2 rRNA genes are annotated in these 3,076 nt (G+C 61.2%); both read right to left on the minus strand.

Going from position 1 to position 3,076, the window contains the following annotated elements:
* Positions 1-25: 25 nt before the first annotated feature.
* Positions 26-134 (minus strand): 5S ribosomal RNA (gene rrf, locus NW212_RS15055).
* Positions 135-184: 50 nt separating this feature from the next.
* Positions 185-3,068: ribosomal RNA gene (locus NW212_RS15060) — 23S ribosomal RNA — on the minus strand.
* Positions 3,069-3,076 lie beyond the last annotated feature (8 nt).

Here is a 3,076-nt window from a genome sequence, read left to right on the forward strand (position 1 = left end):
TTCAGGGATGCCGGAGGGCCTCGGAATACGGCGGCGACCTACTCTCCCGCTTTCGCAGTACCATCGGCGCGCCGGAGCTTAACTGCCCTGTTCGGAATGGGAAGGGGTGGAGCCTCCGGGCTGTGGCCGCCTCAATGGGAAAGGAGAGGATGGACGGGAAGGACAGACGCGGAAGCTTGAAACTCCAGGAAAGCGTGCGGGCAATTAGTAGCGCTCGGCTGAGGGCGTCTCCGCCCGTGCACCTGCGCCCTATCGACGTCATCGTCTCTGACGGCCCTGTGAAATCCAATCTTGCGGCCGGCTTCGCGCTTAGATGCGTTCAGCGCTTATCCGATCCCGACGTGGATACCCGGCGGTGCGCCTGGCGGCACAACCGGCAGACCAGAGGTCGGTCAGGCACGGTCCTCTCGTACTAGTGCCCGAGCCGCGCAAATTTCATGCGCCCGCGATAGATAGAGACCGAACTGTCTCACGACGTTCTGAACCCAGCTCGCGTGCCACTTTAATGGGCGAACAGCCCAACCCTTGGGACCTTCTCCAGCCCCAGGATGTGACGAGCCGACATCGAGGTGCCAAACCACTCCGTCGATATGAGCTCTTGGGAGGGATCAGCCTGTTATCCCCGGAGTACCTTTTATCCTTTGAGCGACGGCCCTTCCATGCGGAACCGCCGGATCACTATGCCCTGGTTTCCCACCTGCTCGGCATGTCTGCCTCCCAGTCAAGCGCCCTTATGCCATTGCACTCACAGGCCGGTTACCGATCGGCCCGAGGGCACCTTTGGAAGCCTCCGTTACGCTTTTGGAGGCGACCACCCCAGTCAAACTGCCCGCCAAGCGGTGTACCCCGCCGAGGGGGTTAGCGCCCGGACAAACGGAGGGCCGTATTTCAACGACGGCTCGGCGGACGCTGGCGCGCCCGAGTCGAAGCCTCCGGCCTATCCTACACACCGCGTGCCCAGGCGCAGCGCTAAGCTGCAGTAAAGGTTCACGGGGTCTTTTCGTCCCATCGCGGGTAATCGGCATCTTCACCGATACTACAATTTCACCGGGCTCACGGTCGAGACAGTGTCCGGATCATTACACCATTCGTGCAGGTCGGAACTTACCCGACAAGGAATTTCGCTACCTTAGGACCGTTATAGTTACGGCCGCCGTTTACCGGGGCTTCAGTTCAAGGCTTCTCCAGAAAGGATGACCTCTCCCCTTAACCTTCCGGCACCGGGCAGGTGTCAGGCTGTATACGGCTACTTTCGTATTGGCACAGCCCTGTGTTTTTGTTAAACAGTTGCCTGGACCTATTCTCTGCGCCCTCTCTTGCGAGGAGGGACCCTTTATCCCGAAGTTACAGGGTCAGTTTGCCTAGTTCCTTGACCGTGATTCACCCGAGCGCCTCAGTATGTTCTACCCGACCACGTGTGTCCGTTTCGGTACGGGTGCCCGCAGGGTGGAGCTTAGCGGATTTTCTCGGCGGCCTGGTTACCCGCGCTATCGGGGAGCCCCGAAGGGATCCCCGTACTTTCAGGTTCGGATCGGAGCCCGGACTTTCCTGGACTCCTCAGCTCCTACACCCTTAAACCGTCCATTCCGTCGGACGGCGGCGGTGCCACTCCCGCGTCCCCGCGTCGCCCCTGCGGGCAGTGACGGAATCTTGACCGTCTCTGCCATCGGCCTCGCCGTACGCTTAGCCTTAGGGCCCGACTTACCCTGATCCGATTAGCGTGGATCAGGAAACCTTGGTCTTGCGGCGGGGGGGTTTCCCGCCCCCCTTATCGTTACTTATACCTGCATTTGCTTTTCCGTGCGCTCCACCGGGGCTCGCGCCCCGGATTCGCCGCGCACGGAATGCTCCCCTACCGACCTTAAGGTCCCGCGTCTTCGGCGGGAGGCTTATACCCGATTATTATCCATGCCCGGCCCCTCGACTAGTGAGCTGTTACGCACTCTTCAAACGAATGGCTGCTTCCAAGCCAACGTCCTAGCTGTCTCTGCGGCCGGACCCCGTTAAACTAACTGAGCCTCCACTTCGGGGCCTTGGACGGCGGTCAGGATTCTTCTCCTCTCGGGCGCGGACCTTAGCACCCGCGCCCTCACTCCCGGGCTGTGGGCGGCGCGCATTCGGAGTTTGTCAGGACTTGGCAGGCGGCGAAGCCCCCGCATCCTATCAGTCGCTCTACCTCGCGCCGCGAACGCCCGGGGCTGCACCTAAATGCATTTCGGGGAGTACGAGCTATCTCCGAGTTTGATTGGCCTTTCACTCCTACCCTCACCTCATCCGGAGGCTTTTCAACGCCTATCGGTTCGGACCTCCATCCGGCGTTACCCGGACTTCATCCTGGACAAGGGTAGATCACTCGGTTTCGCGTCTTCCGCCGCCGACTGAACGCCCTGTTCAGACTCGCCTTCGCTGCGGCTCCGGGGGTCGTCCCCCTTAACCTCGCCGGCGACGGAAACTCGCAGGTTCATTATGCAAAAGGCACGCCGTCACCTTCAATAGAAGGCTCCGACCGCTTGTAGGCGCACGGTTTCAGGTTCTATTTCAACCTCCTGTTCGGAGTGCTTTTCACCTTTCCCTCACGGTACTGGTTCGCTATCGGTCTCCCGGGAGTATTCAGCCTTGCCGGATGGGCCCGGCAGATTCAGACGGGATTGCACGTGTCCCGCCCTACTCAGGATGCCGCTACAGTCCGGGAAGGCTGCGCGTAAGGGGCTTTCACCCGCTGCGGCCGCGCGTTCCAGCGCGTTCCGCTCGCCTTCCAGAACCGACCTCGCGGTCCTACAACCCCGCAGGCGCCGAAACGCCTGCGGTTTGGGCTTCTCCCCGTTCGCTCGCCGCTACTGGGGGAATCACTGTTGTTTTCTTTTCCTGCGGGTACTAAGATGTTTCAGTTCCCCGCGTTGGCCTCCCGCAAAAGCGGGATGTCACCCCTTCAGGATGACGGGTTGTCCCATTCGGAAATCCGCGGATCAAAGGCTGCATGCGCCTCCCCGCGGCTTTTCGCAGCTTGCCGCGTCCTTCGTCGCCTCCGGGAGCCAAGGCATCCGCCGTGCGCCCTTAACTACTTTCCTGCGCCCCC

The organism is Bacteroides sp. ET225 (assembly GCF_024733745.1).
GTDB classification, from domain to species: Bacteria; Bacteroidota; Bacteroidia; order Bacteroidales; family Bacteroidaceae; genus Phocaeicola; species Phocaeicola excrementipullorum.